Below are 15,992 nucleotides of genomic sequence, written 5' to 3' on the forward strand. Positions count from 1 at the left end.
CCTCCCGCGCGAGGAGGCCGCCCATGGCCGCGACCATGGGCAGCCCGGTTTCCGGTTCCATCCATGCCCATTGGCCGGACGGGTTGCATTCGAGGAACCACCTTGTCCCGGCGCGGTCGACCGCGAAGTCGAAAGCGCCGAAGACCAGCCCGAAGTGGTCCAGGTACCGGCGAAGGGCGTCGGCGATTCCGGGTGGTGGTTCGACCACGGTGTACGTGAGCCGGGCGTAGTCCGTACGCCAGTCCAGCAGCCCGGAGTCGATCCGTACGCTGAACACCTGCCGCCCGATGACGGTCGCACGGACGTCGGCGACCTTGTCGACGCGGTGCTGGAACAGGTGCGCGGTGCCGGCCACCCGTTCGTCGATCTCCGCCGCGGTGACCTCGCCGACCTCGACCGTGCAGGACACGCCGTCGATGCGGTAGAGGGGTGTGGACAGGGGTTTGTAGATGACCGGTCCGTGGGTCCGGATGAACGTGCGGGCGGCGTCGAGGTCCGAGGTGACGAGGGTCGGCGGGATGCGGAAGCCGCACTGAGCCGCGGCGGTGAGACCGGCGGGTTTGAACTCCGCGTCCCCAATGCGGTGGGGGTGATTGACGTAGAGACAACCGGGGAGCGAGGCGAGGACTCCGCCGAGCCCGTAGCGGGCCTGGGTGACGGCGAACCGGGCGTCCTGCTCGTCGAGATGGGGGAAGGCGAAGCCGGACGGGCGTCGGTAGTACAGCGACCGTACGTGGGAGAGGTCGGCGGTCCGGGTGGGGGTGGACAGCGTTCCCGCGATGCCGTGAGACGTGAGGGTGGCCGCGAACGACAGGGTGGCGGGGAAGTCCCCGGAGTCGAGCCGCACGACCGGGACGCCCCGGCCGTGCAGCTCCTCGATCACCAGGTCGGCCGTGGGGTCGTCGATCATGGTGACGACCAGCACCGGGCCGATGCGGCTCATTGGTCGGAGTCGTTCCCGGTGTCGCTGTCCCCGCCCCCGGAGCCACCGCCGCCGGACCCATCGGAAGGGTTGCCGGTGTTGGTCCCCGGGTTGGTTCCGGTACTGGTCCCGTGCTTCGCCGTCTCCGTGACCTGGCCGGCCAGGTCGAAGTAGCGGGCGGTCTGGGTGGCCGGGTCGATCTCGGCCTTCGACCAGGACGGGGCCATGGCGGGGTACGGCGCCATGCGCCCCACGCCCCAGGGCGTGGGGGTGGCGTGGCCCATGGGCAGGGGCGATCCGGTCGGGAGCCGGTCCATGTGGTGGAACACGGTGTCCTCCAAAGATGGTTGGGTCAGCGCTCGACGGGCAGCAGAGCGGCCTGGATGTTGTCGGCCGAGGTCGTCCACTCGATGCCACTCGTGGGCCGGACATGAGCGATACGGACCACGCGGCCGTCGCTGTGCAGTTCGTGGGTCACGGCTGTCAGCTCACCTTCGCCCTTGCTGGCGATGTCGCGAACTCGCGTGTGGAGCAAGGGATGTCGTTCGTAGCCGTCGTGACCGACAGGGTTCACGTCTTGGTCTTCGCGTCGGCTTCGGCCCGCCGCATGAACTTGACCCAGCCGGCAGCCGCACGCATGCGGAGCGCCCGGCTGGGGGCACCGGGGAGGGGGTCGGGGTAGGAGTACGTCCGGCCGCTGGAACCGGGTGTCCTGCGGGGGAGTGCGGAGGTGGGCATGCGAGGGCTCCTCTCGTGGGCCTGCGGGCGTCAACATCGGTGACCCGTAGGGGTGCTGGTTGTTTCCGGGTCTTGAACGTACGGTCGGCACGAACGCGATAGGACTGACTGGCAGTACGCGTTGGGGGACGGAGCACTCTCGGGAGCCGACATGGTGAAGCCGCTCGTACGGGGACGTGCGGTTGCTGGAACCGTCGCGGGATTCGTGCTGCGTGTGGCGCGGGAGAGCATCCCGCGTACGCAGGTGTCCATGGCGGAAGCGCTGGGCGTGGATCTGGGCACCATGCAGGGGTGGGAGTCGGGCCGCAGGCCGCTCGCGAACATGAGGGCCGGAGCGCTGCTGAATCTGCGACGTCGGCTGGCGGGACTGGGCGCGGATCCGGGAGTGGTGGGGCTGTTGGACGCGGCGATGGATGCTGACCAGATCATCGGCGCCGCGCTGGAGCCTCCGGATGGCGTCGGGTTGCACCCGCTCGCGTCCTGGGTGCATACCCGGGACACAGCTCACATGCTGGCCTGGGCCCTGACCGGCGTGGCGCCCCCGGCGCTGGCCGGACGTATCCCGGCCCCCAGGAGAGGGCCTGTTGCCGCAGCACCGCTGCTGGGAGCGGCTGATCGGACGCTGTTCTTCGACCACCTGCGTCGGACCGCTGAGGTCGCACGGAAACCAGGCGGAGGGACGCTGCTGCATCGACAGGCGCTCTACCTCGCCTCGTACGACCGGGGCCCGGAAGCAGCCGCGTGGACAGCGCATGCCCTGCACGCCAGGCGGGGAGTCCTTGCCCGCCGTGGATGGTCGGAGCACTGGGCGGAAGCTCGATCGACCGCGACGGCACTGGCCCGACTGGGCGATCCGCAGCCGCTTCTGGACTTCATCGAGCGCTCTCTGTCCGGTGACGACACGGCGGAGGCGGCGAACCTCAACTACTGGGCGTACTGGCTGGGCGGTGTGCGACTCCCTCAGTCCGATGACCAGTTCATGCAGGACAGGGAATTGACCGGCTGGGACCCCGTCACCCTCTTACGTGGGCTCACGTACGGGATGCACCATGCACCGGGTTACGTCGATTTGTACGCCCACACCCTGTGGGCCCTGCTGACCGCCCATCCCTGGCTTACCCAGGCGTCACCACGGCTGGCCCACGACCTGACGCAGCGTACTGGCCGGCTGTTGGACGAAGGCATCGCTTCCGAAAGGGCACGTCACGAACTCGACAGCGTGCATTACGTTTTGCGTGATCGCACCTGAGAACCGGAGGTCACCACATGGCAGACGAGACGGCGAACGTCCAGGGCACGGCCGGGTTCATCTTCGAGATGGGCGTGCTCAAGAACGCCAAGCGGACCGGATGGTGGTTCACCGGGAACAACAACCCCGAGTCGATCGCCGAGCACTCGTTCCGTGTCGGGGTCATCGGTGCGGTATTGGCCATGATGGAGGGCGTGGACCCCGCCAAGGTCGCTCTGATGTGCTTGTTCCACGACACGCAGGAGACCCGGATCGGGGACATCCCGCACATCGGGCGTCGCTACATCGACGCAGCGTCGAACCAGGCGGTTACCGCCGATCAGGTGTCCGCCGCGCACCCGGCGGTGAAGGCCGGGGTCCAGCGCGTCGTGGAGGAGTACGAGGCCCACGACACGCCCGAGGCGATCGTGGCCAAGGACGCGGACAAGCTGGAGTGTCTGGTGCAGGCCGTCGAGTACCGGGCCCAGGGCAACACCCTGGTCCAGGACTGGATCGACACCTCCCTGAACAGCCTCAAGACGCCGTCCGCGCAGGCTCTTGCCGAGGCGGCCCTCACCATGTCACCGCTGGAATGGCGGAAGACCTTCCTGAGCTGACGCACATCCCCGAGCAAGGTTTCCAGGGGGTGGGCCGGGTGTCTTGGCCCGGTCTTCGGAGTCGAAGACCGTCCCCGTTTCCTTGCCGCCTCTCCCGGGGGCGTGTTGGTCGGAGGCCGGGCCGACGCGTGCTCTGACCGGGGCGTGCCCGGGCGCGCCCCGGTCCTGCTCGACGTCCTTTAATCAACGGGAGAGAAACACCAAACCCACCCCTCCCGCTCCCCAACTCCCTTGGCCACACGATCGGGTGAAGGTCTGTCCGGAAACCGGACACCTGGGGGCGGGGGCGGTACGGTCGGCCGTATCACTGGCATATGACAAGTCGGCCCCCGCAGGGACCTGAGAAATCCCGGCGAGGGCCTAGCACTCAGGAAGTAGCGCTTCCCAATGGCTGATCCGCAGTCTAACGCGGCCCCCTCCCCGCGCCCCGTTCCGTTCGAGATTCCCGTCGACGCGCCTCGCTCCGGGGTCATTCGCGTACGGCACCGGCACCCCGACCGCTTCACCGTCGTCGGCAACCACCTCACCCAGCATCCGCGGCTCTCCGCCGTCGCCATCGGGCTCGGTGTGTACATCCAGTCGCTGCCCGACGGCACCGATGTCACCGTCAAGACGCTCACCCTGCGGTTCCGCGAGGGCGAAGTCACCATTCGGCGGGCGCTCAACGAACTGGTGGCCGAGGGGTACGTCGAGCGGCGGCGCGTCGCCCTCGGCGGCGGGCGGTTCGCCACCAGGACGCTGTCGTACGACAAGCCCGGGTGCGGCGGGCGGGGGCGGGGCCAGGCGCCGTCACCCGGCATCCCCGGGACCCTGCGAGAGACGGGTCCGGGTCCGGGGGTGGAGTCGGGGCCGGAGCCTGCCCCGAAGTCGGAGTCCGCGCCGGGGTCCGCGCCGGAGTCGCAGTCCGCCCCCGAGCCCGTGCCCGCCCCCGAGTCCGTGGCCGCGCCGGCGTCCGTACGCCACCCCGCGCCCCGCCCCGTACCGCCGCAGTCGTCCCCTCTCCACACCCCCGCCGCCGACCTCCTCGCCCGGCTCCGGACCCTCGATTCACGGCTCCTGCTCTCCTGGCGGGACGTCCTCCGGCTCGTTCCCGGCGTCGAGGAGTGGCTCGCCCGGGACGCCACCCCCGCCCAGGTCCTCCGTACGCTCACGGCCGCCCTGCCGCCCGCGCACGTGCCCATTCACCATCCCGGCCGGTTCATCGAGTTCCGGCTTTCCGCGCTCCTGCCGCCCCCGCTGGCCGCCGTACCCCCGGCGTCCGTCACCGACGGGCCCGCGCCGCTGGTCAACTGCGACGGATGCGACCGTGCCTTCCGCAGTCACGACCCGGACGCCGGATGCGCAGACTGCCGGCACGCCGCCTGACGCCTACGCCGGGAACCTCCGCCCCACCCACCGCCACGTGAACTCCAGCAGGACCGCTCCCGCCGCCGCGATGGCCACCGCCGTCCACGGCATCGTCACGCCCACCAGCTTCAGGGCGAAGAAGTTCTGGAGCCAGGGGACCACGAGGACCAGGAGGAAGGCGCCGCCCATCGCGGCCACCAGGGTCAGGCGCCACCAGGTGTACGGGCGGGCGATGATCGCCAGGACCCACATCGAGACCAGGAACAGCGTCAGGGTGGCCGCGCTGGTCTCGGCGCCCAGGGCGTCCGGGCCCGTGTAGTAGTGGCGGGCCAGCAGGTACGTCGCGAAGGTGGCGACCGCCGCGATGACGCCGCCGGGGATCGCGTACCGCATCACCCTGCGGACGAAGTTCGGCCTGGCCCGTTCCTTGTTGGGTGCGAGGGCCAGGAAGAACGCCGGGACGCCGATGGTGAGGGTGGAGAGAAGCGTGAGGTGGCGGGGGAGGAAGGGGTACTCCACCTGGGAGCAGACCACCAGGACCGCCAGGAGGACCGAGTAGACCGTCTTCGTGAGGAAGAGGGTCGCGACCCGGGTGATGTTGCCGATGACCCGGCGGCCCTCCGCCACCACCGAGGGCAGCGTCGCGAAGCTGTTGTTCAGCAGGACGATCTGGGCCACCGCCCGCGTCGCCTCCGAGCCCGAGCCCATCGAGACGCCGATGTCCGCGTCCTTGAGGGCGAGGACGTCGTTGACGCCGTCACCCGTCATCGCGACGGTGTGGCCGTGGGACTGGAGGGCGGCGACCATGTCCCGCTTCTGCTGCGGGGTGACGCGGCCGAAGACCGCGTTCTCGTCGAGGACCTTCGCCATCTCCTCCTGGTCGGAGGGGAGCTTCCGCGCGTCCACCGTGTTCTGCGCGCCCGGCATGTCGAGCTTCGCGGCCACGGCGCCCACCGAGACCGCGTTGTCTCCGGAGATGACCTTGGTGGCGACGTTCTGGTCGGCGAAGTAGGCGAGGGTGTCGGCTGCGTCGGGCCGCAGCCGCTGTTCGAGGACGACCAGTGCGGTGGGGCGGGCGTCGGTGGCGACCTCGGGGCTGTCCAGCTCGTGGGCCGTGCGGGTCAGGAGCAGGACCCGCAGCCCCTGCTCGTTGAGGTGGTCGATCTCCGTGAGCACCGGGTCGCCGGCCTTCAGGAGGACATCGGGCGCGCCGAGCAGCCAGGTCGAGTTCTCGCCGTCGCCCTCGCTGAACGACGCCCCGCTGTACTTGCGGGCGGAGGAGAACGGCAGCGACTCCGTGCACCGCCACTCGACCGTCTCCGGGTAGGCGTCGATGATCGCCTGGAGGGAGGCGTTCGGGCGCGGGTCGGACTCGCCGAGGGCGCCCAGCACCTTCCGTACATAGGCCTCGTCCGCGCCGTCGAGCGGCCGGAACTCCGTGACGTCCATGCCGCCCTCGGTGAGCGTGCCCGTCTTGTCGAGGCAGACGACGTCGACGCGGGCGAGGCCCTCGATGGCCGGGAGTTCCTGGACGAGGCACTGCTTGCGGCCCAGGCGTACGACACCGATCGCGAACGCGACCGAGGTGAGCAGGACGAGGCCCTCGGGGATCATCGGGACGATGCCGCCGACCGTACGGGCGATGGCGTCCTTGACGTTGTCGTTCTTGACGACCAGCTGGCTGATGACGAGCCCGAGCGCGGTCGGGATCATCATCCACGTCACGTACTTGAGGATCGTGGAGATGCCCGTACGCAGTTCGGAGTGGACGAGCGTGAAGCGGGAGGCCTCCTCGGCGAGCCGCGCCGCGTAGGCTTCGCGGCCGACCTTGGTGGCGGTGAAGGCGCCGCCGCCGGCGACGACGAACGAGCCGGACATCATCCGGTCGCCGCGCTTCTTGATGACGGGGTCGGCCTCGCCGGTGAGCAGTGACTCGTCGATCTCCAGGCTGTCGGCCTCGGCCACCTCGCCGTCGACGACGACCTTGTCTCCGGGGCCCAGCTCGATGAGGTCCCCGAGGACGATCTCGGAGGTGGAGAGTTCGGCGGCGACTCCGTCGCGCCGGACGGTCGGTTTCGCCTCGCCGATGACGGCGAGTCCGTCGAGGGTCTTCTTGGCGCGGAGTTCCTGGATGATGCCGATGCCGGTGTTGGCGATGATCACGAAGCCGAACAGGCTGTCCTGGATCGGCGCGACGGCGAGCATGATCACCCACAGCACGCCGATGATCGCGTTGAAGCGGGTGAAGACGTTGGCGCGGACGATGTCCGGGGTCGAGCGGGAACTCCGTACGGGTACGTCGTTCACCTCACCGCGCGCGACGCGCTCGGCGACCTCGGCGGAGGTGAGTCCGGCGGTCCGGTGGACCACGGGTGGTCCGTTTTCGGCCGTCTCGCCGCCACCCGTGTCGATCTTCGCCTGCTGCGTCATGTTTTCGACGGTACGACCGGTTCGGGGCGTTCACCCGCCGAGAAGGGCGAAGATCAGACCGGGGGAGGAGATGAATCGTCCCCTGGTCCTACGCGGCCCCTCGGCAGCCGTGTCCCCTGGTGCTACGCGCGGCCGGGCGTCTCGGGGTCGTCCCCGGCCTCGGCCCCCTGACCGGCCTCGGTCACCCGCGCGGCCCCGCCTGTTTCCGTCGCCTCCGCCGCTCCCGCCGCCGCGTGCCGTTTGATCGCCGCGTCCCGCCCCCGTACGTACCAGATGCCGATCAGGCCCAGGCCGGCTCCGGCCAGGCAGGTCCACACCCACCAGGTCAGGTCCCGGTCGTCGAACCAGCCGTAGAAGGGGACCTGGACGAGGAAGAGGACGAACCACAGGATCGTTCCGCCGGTGATGGTGGCGACGACGGGCCCTTCCAGGGGCTCGGGTGCCTCGTGCTTCGGTGTCCACTTCGCCATGGGGCTCAGTTTAGGCCGGGCTTTCGGGTGTCTACGCGCGGAGATGGACGCTCGCTCGTTCATGTGTTCATACTGAAACGGTTTGCCTCTGGCGGGTTTCGTTCGTATGAACCGCCAAACGGACACTCCCGAAGAGGAACCCACCCCATGAGCACCACGGCCACCGCCAAGGCCATGCCCGACGAGCCCACCGCTCCCCAGGAGCCGGGCTCCGGCCTCGACCGCTACTTCAAGATCTCCGAGCGCGGCTCCACCGTCGCCCGCGAGATCCGTGGCGGTCTCGCCACCTTCTTCGCGATGGCCTACATCATCGTGCTGAACCCGATCATCCTCGGCAGCGCCAAGGACATGTACGGGCACCAGCTCGACAGCGGCCAGCTCGTCACCGCCACCGTCCTGACGGCGGCGTTCTCGACGCTCCTCATGGGCGTCATCGGCAACGTCCCGATCGCCCTCGCCGCCGGCCTCGGGGTCAACACGGTCGTCGCCCTCCAGCTCGCGCCGAAGATGTCCTGGCCGGACGCCATGGGCATGGTCGTCCTCGCCGGCGTCGTCGTGATGCTGCTGGTCGCGACCGGTCTGCGCGAGCGTGTGATGAACGCGGTCCCGGTCGGCCTGCGCAAGGGCATCGCGATCGGTATCGGCCTCTTCATCATGCTGATCGGCCTCGTCGACTCGGGCTTCGTCTCCCGCATCCCCGACGCCGCGCACACCACCGTCCCGCTCCAGCTGGGCGGCGACGGTCACCTCACCGGCTGGCCGGTCCTGGTCTTCGTCCTGGGCACGCTCCTCACCCTCGCCCTGATCATCCGCAAGGTGCCGGGCGCGATCCTCATCTCGATCGTCGTCATGACGATCGTGGCGATGGTGATCAACGCGGTCGCGACCGTCCCGTCCTGGGGTCTGACCACCCCGGAGTGGCCCGGCAACCCGGTCGCCTCGCCCGACTTCGGTCTGGTCGGCCAGGTCAGCCTCTTCGGCGGCTTCGAGAAGGTCGGCTTCCTCACCGGCGCCCTCTTCGTCTTCACCGTGCTGCTGTCCTGCTTCTTCGACGCCATGGGCACGATCCTGGGCGTCGGCGACGAGGCCAAGCTGATCGACCGGGACGGCAACTTCCCCGGCATCAACAAGGTCCTGCTCGTCGACGGCCTGGCCGTCGCCTCCGGCGGCGCGACCTCCTCGTCGGCCACCACCTGCTTCGTGGAGTCCACGGCGGGCGTCGGCGAGGGTGCCCGTACGGGTCTCGCCTCGGTGGTGACCGGTGCGCTGTTCTCGGTGGCGCTGTTCCTCACGCCGCTGGCGACGATGGTCCCGTCGCAGGCGGCCACCCCCGCGCTGCTCGCGGTCGGCTTCCTGATCCTGGCCGGTTCGGTCAAGGACATCGACTGGAGCGACTTCACGATCGCGGTGCCCGCGTTCCTCGCCATGGTGATGATGCCGTTCACGTACTCGATCACCAACGGCATCGGCATCGGCTTCATCAGCTTCAGCGTGCTGCGGCTGGCGACCGGGCGGGGCCGTGAGGTCCCGGCGGCCATGTACGTCGTGTCGGCGGTCTTCGTCTTCTACTACGCGATGCCGGCGCTCGGCCTCACGTGATCCGGGTCCCGGGCCCCTTCGGGCCCGGGCGCCCCGCCTTCCCCGTAGAACTTCTGCGTCTCCTCGACGGCGGTCTTGAACCGCTCGTCGAAGTCCTCCCGAATGAGCGTCCGGACGACATAGTCCTGGACGCTCATTCCTCTTTTCGCGGCGTGACTCTTGAGCCGGTCGAGCAGCTCACTGTCGATGCGCAGGCTGAGCACTGTCGATCCCATGCCGTCAGGGTCGGGGCAGCGGGTGCCTCGTTGCGTCACTTTCCGGATCCGACTCACTCGTTTGGGTGATACATGGATGCCGAAGCGTGACCTGCGAGCGCCAGGTTCACGCGCGTGCGCGGAGAATACGGGTGTGATGCGCGCTACCCCGGTGTGCCCCCGTTGGTATTTAGACAGAGTAATGAGTTAGGCTAACAAACATGCCTGACCTGTCCCACGGCACCGCCGACGACGTCGCGGCCGTGAACGCGCTCCGCTCCTCCGTCATGCGACTGGGCCGACGCCTCAAGCACCAGCGCGTCGACGAGTCGCTGAGCCCCACCGAGATGTCGGTGCTCGGCACCCTCGCGCTCTGCGGCTCCGCCACCCCCGGCGAGCTGGCCCGCAAGGAGCACGTCCAGCCTCCGTCGATGACCCGCATCGTCGCGCTGCTCGAAGCCAAGGGACTGGTCCGGCTGGAGCCGCACCCCGACGACCGCCGGCAGAAGGTGGTCAGCCAGACCGAGCAGGCCGAAGCCATGCTCGAAGAGTCCCGCCGCAAGCGGAACGCCTGGCTGGCCTCCCTCGCCGAGGGCCTGGACGAGGACGAATGGGCCAAGCTGCGCGCGGCTGCCCCGGTCCTGGAGAAGCTCGCCCATCTGTAAGGGGGTGTCCGGCGGTCCGGGACAGGGGTCCCGGACCGCCGGACACCCCCGACCCTGCGCCAAGGAGGCGACGCACTTTGAGTACGGGACCCGGAGCAGACTCCGCACCCGTCCATCAACCCACCCTCAAGACCCGTGGGCGGGGGGAAACCTTCTCCTCGCTCAGGATTCGTAACTACCGGCTGTTCTTCACCGGTGCCATCGTCTCCAACACCGGCACCTGGATGGCCCGCATCACCCAGGACTGGCTGGTCCTGAGCCTCACCGGCTCGGCCGCCGCCGTCGGCATCACGACCGCCCTGCAGTTCCTGCCGATGCTGCTCTTCGGCCTCTACGGCGGTGTCATCGCCGACCGCTACCCGAAGCGGCGCCTGCTGCTCGTCAGCCAGGCCGCCCTCGGCGTCTGCGGCATCGCACTCGCCGTCCTCACCCTCTCCGGCAGCATCCAGGTCTGGCACGTCTACCTGATCGCCTTCCTGCTCGGCATGGTCACGGTCGTCGACAACCCGGCCCGGCAGGCGTACGTCGCCGAGATGGTCGGCCCCGACCAGCTGCGCAACGCCGTCTCCCTGAACTCGGCGAACTTCCAGTCCGCGCGGCTCATCGGTCCCGCCGTCGCCGGTGTCCTCATCGCCGGGGTCGGCAGCGGCTGGGCCTTCCTCCTCAACGGCCTGTCCTTCCTCGCCCCCCTCGTGAGCCTCCTGCTCATGCGGACCGGCGAGCTCCACAAGGTGGAGCGCGCCCCGCGCGGCAAGGGCCAGCTCCGGGAGGGCCTGCGGTACGTGGCCGGGCGGCCGGACCTGATCTGGCCGATCGTCCTCGTCGGCTTCATCGGCACCTTCGGGTTCAACTTCCCGATCTGGCTCACCGCCTTCTCCGGCGACGTCTTCCACGTCGGCGCCGGCGCGTACGGCTTCCTCAACACCCTGATGGCGGCCGGCTCCCTGGTCGGCGCCCTCGCGGCGGCCCGGCGTGGCTCCACCCGGCTGCGGATGCTGGTGATCGCGGCGGGCGTCTTCGGCGTCCTGGAGATCGCGGCGGCCCTGTCGCCGACGTTCTGGCTGTTCGCGCTGCTGCTCGTACCGATCGGCATGATCGGCCTCACGGTCAACATCACCGCGAACTCGGCCGTCCAGATGGCGACCGACCCCGCCATGCGGGGCCGGGTCATGAGCCTCTACATGATGGTCTTCGCCGGGGGCACGCCGATCGGCGCGCCGCTCCTCGGCTGGGTCACCGACACCTACGGCGCCCGCGTCGGCTTCGCCACGGGCGGCGTGATCTCGCTCGCGGCGGCGGTGGTCGTGGGCCTGGTCCTGGCCCGGGTCGGCGACCTCAAGGTCGCGTGGACCTGGCGGCGCGGACACCCGCAGGTCCGGTTCGTGGCACGCGAGCGGCTCGCCACGGCCGCGTAGGCGGGAGAGGTCGTACGAGTACGGGGGCGCCGACCGGCGCCCCCGTCTACCCGGCGCCCACCGGCGCCCCCGTTCTTCCCGGCGCCCCCGTTCTCCCCGGCGCCTCAGAACCGCCGTTCCAGGACCTGCCCCGGCCAGTCGCCCACCAGGAACTCCTCGGTCCGGGTGAAACCCTGGCGCTCGTAGTACGCGATGAGGCGGCCCTCGCTGCCCGCGAAGCAGTCCACCCGCAGCAGCGACACCCCCTGGCGGCGGGTCTCCGCCTCCGCGTGCGCCAGGAGCGCCGCGCCGACCCCACGGCCGTGGAAGCGCCCGTCGGTCGCCAGGAGGCGGACGTACACCTCGGGCTCCCCGGCGGGCTCGATGTACTGGCCGGGGTGCGGCGTCAGCGTCATCGTGCCGGCGGGCACGCCGTCGATCTCGACGATCCACGGGTCGCCCTCGGACATCGTCCGCTCGACCTGCTCCACCGCCTTCGGCCGCCCGGAGAACGACTCCGTGCCCCACTGGGCGGTGATCCCCTCGCCGTTGAGCCACACCACGGCGCTGTCGAGTATCGCGAGTATCGCGGGGAGGTCCTCCGCCCCGCCCTTCCGGATCTTCATCCCGCCGACCCTAGCCGCACCGTCATCCGGCCGGGAGGGGAGCGGTCGGGGAGGGGAAGTGCCTGGCGCACCGCGTTGTCGCGCGCGTGGCCACGGCGGATCCGACGGCGGTAAGGGCTCCCGGGGGCAGGCGCGCGACCAGGCGTTCCGACGGCGACGGCCCGTCTCCTGCCAGACTTCCCCCATGAGGCTCTTCGCCGCCGTCCTGCCGCCCCCGGAGCGGCTGACCGAGCTCGGACACGTCGTCGACCGGCTGCGCCGGCTGCCCGGCGCGGACGGGCTCCGCTGGACCTCGCGGCCCGGCTGGCACCTCACGCTCGCCTTCATGGGGGAGGTCGACGAGGAACTGCTGCCCGAACTGCGCGTACGGCTCGCGAGGGCCGCGCACCGCACCCCGCCGTTCCCGCTGCGGCTCCACGGGGGCGGCCACTTCGGGCGGCGCGCCCTGTGGACCGGGGTCGCGGGGGACCTGGACGAGCTGCGGCTGCTGGCCGAGCGCGCCGACGCCGCCGCGCGCAGGTCCGGGGTGCCGATGGAGGAGCACCGTCGCTACCAGGCGCATGTGACACTCGGCCGCGCCCGCGGGGAGGGGATGGACCTGCACCCGTTCCTCGACAGCCTCGGCGGCTTCGAGGGGACCCGGTGGCAGGTCGAGGAGCTGGCGCTCGTCCGGTCGAGCCTGCCGGTGAGCGGGGTGCGGGGCGAGCAGCCCCGTTACGAGACGGTCGGAGCCTGGCCGCTTGAGGGGTCCGGGGCGCAGTCGGGTTAACCTCGTCGGGTGGACCCGAAGACCCGTAACCGAATCATGGCCGGCGTGCTCGTACTGATGTTCGCGATCATCGCGGTGACGTCACTGGCCGGCCAGTAGCCCTCCCGTACCCCGCCCCGCCCATGCCGTGGGAAGTCCCTTGCTTCGAGTGCGCTCGAAGCAGTTGGCTTGGCTCCCATGGAGTACACGCAGCTCGGACGCACCGGACTCAAGGTCAGCCGCCTCGTCCTCGGCACGATGAACTTCGGACCTCAGACCGACGAACCCACCAGCCACGCGATCATGGACGCGGCGCTGGACGCCGGACTCAACTTCTTCGACACCGCCAACGTGTACGGCTGGGGCGAGAACAAGGGCCGGACCGAGGAGATCGTCGGTTCCTGGTTCGCGAAGGGTGACGGCCGCCGCGACCGGACCGTCCTCGCCACCAAGGTCTACGGGAACATGGGCGCCGACGGCGAGGCCTGGCCCAACCACGACAAGCTCTCGGCGCTGAACATCCGCAGGGCCGTCGAGGCCAGCCTCAAGCGCCTCGGCACCGACTACATCGACGTCTACCAGTTCCACCACATCGACCGCGCGACTCCCTTCGAGGAGATCTGGCAGGCCGTCGACGTCCTCATCCAGCAGGGCAAGGTGCTCTACGCGGGCTCCTCGAACTTCCCCGGCTACAAGATCGCCCAGGCCAACGAGGCCGCCGCCCGGCGCGGCTCGGTCGGTCTCGTCAGCGAGCAGTGCCTCTACAACCTCTTCGAGCGGCGCGCCGAGATGGAGGTCATCCCGGCCGCGCAGGAGTACGGCCTCGGCGTCATCCCCTGGTCGCCGCTGCACGGCGGCCTCCTCGGCGGGGTCCTGAAGAAGGAGGTCGAGGGCAAGCGCCGTACGGAGGGACGCGCGGGGGCCACCCTCGCCGACCCGGCCTCCCGGGCGAAGCTCCAGGCCTACGAGGACCTGCTCGACAAGCACGGCCTCGCGCCCGGCGAGACGGCCCTCGCCTGGCTGCTCACCCGGCCGGGCGTGACGGGCCCGATCGTCGGCCCGCGCACCCCCGAGCAGCTCTCCGGCGCGCTGCGCGCCCTGGAGGTGGAGCTGACGGAGGAGCTGCTGACGGCCCTGGACGAGATCTTCCCGGGCCCGGGCCCGTCCCCGGAGGCCTTCGCCTGGTGATCCCGTAGGGGACCGGGGGCCAGTCCGGTGATCCCGTAGGGGACCGGAGGCGGATGAGGGATCGCTCGGGGCGGCCCGGGCGCCCGGTGTCCGGGCCGGTGGTCAGGGCGCCCCGAGCCAGCTCGGGGCGTCCAGGTGGAACGCCGTCTCCGCAGGTACGACCTGCCGCAGGGCCCCCTCCATGTCCCGGACGCGGTCCGCGCCCAGGGCCGCGACCCACTCCGCCCGCAGCTCGTCGAAGATCGCCGCCGAGCGGGCCAGGGCGTCGAAGCCGCGCGGGGTGAGGCGGACGAGCTTGCGGCGGGCGTCGGTGGGGTCGTCGGCACGGTCGGCGTAACCGAGGGCGAGCAGCCGGTCGACGGTCTTGCCGGCGGCCTGCTTGGAGACGCCGAGGCTGCGGCCGATCTCGCTGGCGGTGGCACCCCGAACGCCGACGGCCTGCATGGCGAAGCCGTGTGCGGGGCGCATGTCGGGATGCCCCTCCGTGGCGAGGCGGGCGTGCAGCCGGTCGATGAGCGTGCGGAAGCCGCCGAAGAGGAGCAGGGGCAGTTCGTACCCGGGAGCGTCGTTCCCGGGTACCCCCTTGCCAGAATCGACAACCTGGTTTACGTTTTCTCCCACGACATGGTCAACCATGTTGTCCATTCTAGGCAGGGGGAACCGCCTTGTCCGCACCGCTCGACATGTCCGCCCGTACCGCCGCCGCCGTCGCCCTCCTCAAGGAGTCCCCGGAGACCCTCGACGGCTTCCTCAGGCTCAGCGCGATCTTCGAGTCCACCACCCTCGACCCGCACTCCCGCGAGACCGTCGTCCTGACCGTCGCCGAACGCCATCAGTGCCACCTCTGCGTCGACATGCACGAGGCCGAGATGGCCGCCCTCGGCCCCGTCCCCGACCCCGAACGCCTCGCCGCCGTCCGGACGTTCACCCTCCGGGTCCTCGCCTCCTCCGGTGCGGTGACCGACGAGGACCTCGCCGCCTTCGCGAAGGCCGGCTACACCCGCCGCAACGCCCTGGAGGTCGTCCTCGGCATCGGCGCGTACACCCTCTCCACCTTCGCGAACCGTCTCACCCGGGCGGCCTGAAACAGGAGGCCGGGCTCAGGGGCGGTACGGGCCGCCCAGCCCCCACGCCTGGTGCATCGCGTCGGCGAAGGCCGCCGCCAGCTTGTGTTCCCCGGTGGGGCCCGGGTGGGTGCCGTCGTACGTGTCGGCTCCGAGGTCGTACGACTCCGGGACCGTCGCGAGCAGCAGCGGCGAGGCGGCCGTGTCCAGGTCGGCGACCGCCTTCGCGAGCAGCTCGTTGAAGCGGGTGCACTCGGCCGCGAAGGGGGCGTCGTAGCCTGCGCGGACATTGGGTATGACGGGCAGGAGGACCGCCCTGACGTGCGGGTTCGCGGCGCGGGCCGCCGCGACGAAGGCCCGGACGTTCGCCTCGGTCTGATCGCTGTTGGTGTAGAAACCGAGGTCGATCAGACCGAGCGAGACCAGCAGGACGTCGGCCCCGGTCGCCGTGACGGTCCCGCCGATCACCGGCGCCATGTGCAGCCAGCCCTCGCCCCAGCCGGCCAGATGCCTGCGGGCGGGCTCGGGGAAGGCCGGGTCGGCGTACGCCGCGGAGGCCGGGGCGTCGGCGGCGGGGTCGTACAGTCCGGTGCGCGGGCCGACGATCTCGTACCCGCCCGGGAACGCGGACTCCAGGTGCCGCCACATGCGGTAGCGCCAGGTCCAGTCGCCGGCGCGTCCGATGGTCATGCTGTCGCCGACGAACAGAAAACGCATGGTCATATCATCGCGGACGCGGTCCCGGGGCAGCGACGTGATCCG

Annotated in this window: 18 protein-coding genes and 1 pseudogene; 9 read left to right on the forward strand and 10 right to left on the reverse strand. The window is 70.5% G+C overall.

Annotation, left to right across the window (positions count from 1 at the left end):
• Nucleotide 1 precedes the first annotated feature (1 nt).
• From tgmB to ABT154_RS18375, 4 genes and pseudogenes are all read right to left on the reverse strand, one after another.
• Nucleotides 2–943: pseudogene (gene tgmB, locus ABT154_RS18360) on the reverse strand (ATP-grasp ribosomal peptide maturase); the annotation flags it as partial.
• On the reverse strand, nucleotides 940–1,251 hold the full coding sequence (gene tgmA, locus ABT154_RS18365; protein ID WP_351857869.1) for a putative ATP-grasp-modified RiPP: 312 nt from the start codon (nucleotides 1,249–1,251) through the stop codon (nucleotides 940–942). The gene tgmA and the pseudogene tgmB, both read right to left, overlap by 4 nt.
• 23 nt (nucleotides 1,252–1,274) lie before the next feature.
• Entirely contained in the window at nucleotides 1,275–1,400 is a 126-nt protein-coding gene (locus ABT154_RS18370) for a hypothetical protein (RefSeq protein ID WP_351857870.1), read from the reverse strand.
• 92 nt (nucleotides 1,401–1,492) lie between these two features.
• Nucleotides 1,493–1,660 carry a hypothetical protein gene (locus ABT154_RS18375; protein ID WP_351857871.1) on the reverse strand — a complete coding sequence of 56 codons (168 nt, stop codon included), beginning with the start codon at nucleotides 1,658–1,660 and terminating at the stop codon, nucleotides 1,493–1,495.
• A 151-nt stretch (nucleotides 1,661–1,811) separates the two neighbouring features.
• Between ABT154_RS18375 and ABT154_RS18380 the strand changes: the two genes are divergently transcribed.
• The 3 genes from ABT154_RS18380 (at nucleotide 1,812) to ABT154_RS18390 (ending at nucleotide 4,870) form a co-directional block, all read left to right on the forward strand.
• Nucleotides 1,812–2,909: a helix-turn-helix domain-containing protein gene (locus ABT154_RS18380; protein WP_351857872.1), complete on the forward strand. Its 1,098-nt coding sequence runs from the start codon at nucleotides 1,812–1,814 to the stop codon at nucleotides 2,907–2,909.
• A 17-nt stretch (nucleotides 2,910–2,926) separates the two neighbouring features.
• The gene (locus ABT154_RS18385; protein WP_351857873.1) at nucleotides 2,927–3,505 is read left to right on the forward strand and encodes an HD domain-containing protein; all 579 of its coding nucleotides are present in this window, start codon (nucleotides 2,927–2,929) and stop codon (nucleotides 3,503–3,505) included.
• A gap of 387 nt (nucleotides 3,506–3,892) precedes the next feature.
• Entirely contained in the window at nucleotides 3,893–4,870 is a 978-nt protein-coding gene (locus ABT154_RS18390; RefSeq protein ID WP_351857874.1) for a hypothetical protein, read from the forward strand.
• 3 nt (nucleotides 4,871–4,873) lie between these two features.
• Here the strand turns inward: ABT154_RS18390 and ABT154_RS18395 are convergent, their stop codons facing one another.
• A complete protein-coding gene (locus ABT154_RS18395) occupies nucleotides 4,874–7,282 on the reverse strand; it encodes an HAD-IC family P-type ATPase (RefSeq protein ID WP_351857875.1) in 2,409 nt (802 codons plus the stop codon).
• A gap of 122 nt (nucleotides 7,283–7,404) precedes the next feature.
• Nucleotides 7,405–7,752, reverse strand: a complete 348-nt coding sequence (locus tag ABT154_RS18400; protein ID WP_351857876.1) for a DUF2530 domain-containing protein — start codon at nucleotides 7,750–7,752, stop codon at nucleotides 7,405–7,407.
• A gap of 147 nt (nucleotides 7,753–7,899) precedes the next feature.
• Between ABT154_RS18400 and ABT154_RS18405 the strand changes: the two genes are divergently transcribed.
• A complete protein-coding gene (locus ABT154_RS18405; RefSeq protein WP_351857877.1) occupies nucleotides 7,900–9,351 on the forward strand; it encodes an NCS2 family permease in 1,452 nt (483 codons plus the stop codon).
• Here the strand turns inward: ABT154_RS18405 and ABT154_RS18410 are convergent.
• On the reverse strand, nucleotides 9,321–9,566 hold the full coding sequence (locus ABT154_RS18410) for a hypothetical protein (RefSeq protein ID WP_056552923.1): 246 nt from the start codon (nucleotides 9,564–9,566) through the stop codon (nucleotides 9,321–9,323). The genes ABT154_RS18405 and ABT154_RS18410 overlap by 31 nt on opposite strands.
• A gap of 200 nt (nucleotides 9,567–9,766) precedes the next feature.
• On the opposite strand from ABT154_RS18410, the gene ABT154_RS18415 reads away from it, so the two are divergent.
• Nucleotides 9,767–10,210 (forward strand): MarR family winged helix-turn-helix transcriptional regulator, encoded by a 444-nt coding sequence (locus tag ABT154_RS18415; protein WP_317873784.1) that lies wholly within the window; start codon nucleotides 9,767–9,769, stop codon nucleotides 10,208–10,210.
• A gap of 77 nt (nucleotides 10,211–10,287) precedes the next feature.
• Nucleotides 10,288–11,625 carry an MFS transporter gene (locus ABT154_RS18420; RefSeq protein WP_351857878.1) on the forward strand — a complete coding sequence of 446 codons (1,338 nt, stop codon included), beginning with the start codon at nucleotides 10,288–10,290 and terminating at the stop codon, nucleotides 11,623–11,625.
• A gap of 104 nt (nucleotides 11,626–11,729) precedes the next feature.
• On the opposite strand, the gene ABT154_RS18425 is transcribed toward ABT154_RS18420, so the two are convergent.
• Complete coding sequence (locus tag ABT154_RS18425) at nucleotides 11,730–12,230, reverse strand: GNAT family N-acetyltransferase (RefSeq protein ID WP_351857879.1); 501 nt, start codon at nucleotides 12,228–12,230, stop codon at nucleotides 11,730–11,732.
• A 184-nt stretch (nucleotides 12,231–12,414) separates the two neighbouring features.
• On the opposite strand from ABT154_RS18425, the gene thpR reads away from it, so the two are divergent.
• On the forward strand, nucleotides 12,415–12,999 hold the full coding sequence (gene thpR, locus ABT154_RS18430; RefSeq protein WP_351857880.1) for an RNA 2',3'-cyclic phosphodiesterase: 585 nt from the start codon (nucleotides 12,415–12,417) through the stop codon (nucleotides 12,997–12,999).
• Between the two features lie 177 nt (nucleotides 13,000–13,176).
• Nucleotides 13,177–14,166 carry an aldo/keto reductase gene (locus ABT154_RS18435; protein ID WP_351857881.1) on the forward strand — a complete coding sequence of 330 codons (990 nt, stop codon included), beginning with the start codon at nucleotides 13,177–13,179 and terminating at the stop codon, nucleotides 14,164–14,166.
• Nucleotides 14,167–14,268: 102 nt separating this feature from the next.
• Here ABT154_RS18435 and ABT154_RS18440 read toward each other — a convergent pair whose 3' ends face one another.
• On the reverse strand, nucleotides 14,269–14,802 hold the full coding sequence (locus ABT154_RS18440) for a MarR family winged helix-turn-helix transcriptional regulator (protein WP_351857882.1): 534 nt from the start codon (nucleotides 14,800–14,802) through the stop codon (nucleotides 14,269–14,271).
• Nucleotides 14,803–14,849: 47 nt separating this feature from the next.
• Between ABT154_RS18440 and ABT154_RS18445 the strand changes: the two genes are divergently transcribed.
• Nucleotides 14,850–15,251 (forward strand): carboxymuconolactone decarboxylase family protein, encoded by a 402-nt coding sequence (locus ABT154_RS18445; protein ID WP_351858016.1) that lies wholly within the window; start codon nucleotides 14,850–14,852, stop codon nucleotides 15,249–15,251.
• A gap of 15 nt (nucleotides 15,252–15,266) precedes the next feature.
• Here the strand turns inward: ABT154_RS18445 and ABT154_RS18450 are convergent, their stop codons facing one another.
• Nucleotides 15,267–15,947, reverse strand: coding sequence for a GDSL-type esterase/lipase family protein (locus tag ABT154_RS18450; RefSeq protein ID WP_351857883.1), 681 nt, complete (start codon nucleotides 15,945–15,947; stop codon nucleotides 15,267–15,269).
• Nucleotides 15,948–15,992 lie beyond the last annotated feature (45 nt).

The sequence above is a fragment of the Streptomyces sp. NPDC001728 genome, assembly GCF_040297565.1.
Lineage (GTDB): Bacteria > Actinomycetota > Actinomycetes > Streptomycetales > Streptomycetaceae > Streptomyces.

Coding starts and splice junctions, on each gene's coding strand:
- ABT154_RS18375 (WP_351857871.1), bottom strand. CDS start 1,660: ATGCCCACCTCCGCACTCCCCCGCAGGACACCCGGTTCCAGCGGCCGG.
- ABT154_RS18380 (WP_351857872.1), top strand. CDS start 1,812: ATGGTGAAGCCGCTCGTACGGGGACGTGCGGTTGCTGGAACCGTCGCG.
- ABT154_RS18385 (WP_351857873.1), top strand. CDS start 2,927: ATGGCAGACGAGACGGCGAACGTCCAGGGCACGGCCGGGTTCATCTTC.
- ABT154_RS18390 (WP_351857874.1), top strand. CDS start 3,893: ATGGCTGATCCGCAGTCTAACGCGGCCCCCTCCCCGCGCCCCGTTCCG.
- ABT154_RS18395 (WP_351857875.1), bottom strand. CDS start 7,282: ATGACGCAGCAGGCGAAGATCGACACGGGTGGCGGCGAGACGGCCGAA.
- ABT154_RS18400 (WP_351857876.1), bottom strand. CDS start 7,752: ATGGCGAAGTGGACACCGAAGCACGAGGCACCCGAGCCCCTGGAAGGG.
- ABT154_RS18405 (WP_351857877.1), top strand. CDS start 7,900: ATGAGCACCACGGCCACCGCCAAGGCCATGCCCGACGAGCCCACCGCT.
- ABT154_RS18410 (WP_056552923.1), bottom strand. CDS start 9,566: ATGGGATCGACAGTGCTCAGCCTGCGCATCGACAGTGAGCTGCTCGAC.
- ABT154_RS18415 (WP_317873784.1), top strand. CDS start 9,767: ATGCCTGACCTGTCCCACGGCACCGCCGACGACGTCGCGGCCGTGAAC.
- ABT154_RS18425 (WP_351857879.1), bottom strand. CDS start 12,230: ATGAAGATCCGGAAGGGCGGGGCGGAGGACCTCCCCGCGATACTCGCG.
- thpR (WP_351857880.1), top strand. CDS start 12,415: ATGAGGCTCTTCGCCGCCGTCCTGCCGCCCCCGGAGCGGCTGACCGAG.
- ABT154_RS18435 (WP_351857881.1), top strand. CDS start 13,177: ATGGAGTACACGCAGCTCGGACGCACCGGACTCAAGGTCAGCCGCCTC.
- ABT154_RS18440 (WP_351857882.1), bottom strand. CDS start 14,802: ATGGTTGACCATGTCGTGGGAGAAAACGTAAACCAGGTTGTCGATTCT.
- ABT154_RS18445 (WP_351858016.1), top strand. CDS start 14,850: ATGTCCGCCCGTACCGCCGCCGCCGTCGCCCTCCTCAAGGAGTCCCCG.
- ABT154_RS18450 (WP_351857883.1), bottom strand. CDS start 15,947: ATGCGTTTTCTGTTCGTCGGCGACAGCATGACCATCGGACGCGCCGGC.